The sequence below is a fragment of the Burkholderia sp. Bp8994 genome, from assembly GCF_003853805.1.
Lineage (GTDB): Bacteria > Pseudomonadota > Gammaproteobacteria > Burkholderiales > Burkholderiaceae > Burkholderia.
Genome location: NZ_QTQH01000063.1, coordinates 1 through 206 on the forward strand (window position 1 = coordinate 1; position 206 = coordinate 206).

Genomic DNA, 206 nt, shown 5'->3' on the forward strand with positions numbered 1-206 from the left:
CCCGTCGAGGTCGACGTGGACAACGAGCCGATCGAGCTGGTTGCCGACGAGAGGCCGGTCGACGTGGAAGTCGACAGCGAAGCGACCGAGCTGTCGGTCGAGCTGAGGCCCGTCGACAGCGAGCTGATGCCCGTCGAGGTCGACGTGGACAACGAGCCGATCGAGCTGGTTGCCGACGACAGGCCAGTCGACGTGGAGGTCGACAG

At 66.5% G+C, this 206-nt stretch carries 1 protein-coding gene; it reads left to right on the forward strand.

Annotated features, from left to right (window positions below; genetic code table 11):
- On the forward strand, positions 1–206 hold a 206-nt coding region (locus DIE04_RS29940; RefSeq protein WP_221621964.1), incomplete at both ends, for a hypothetical protein.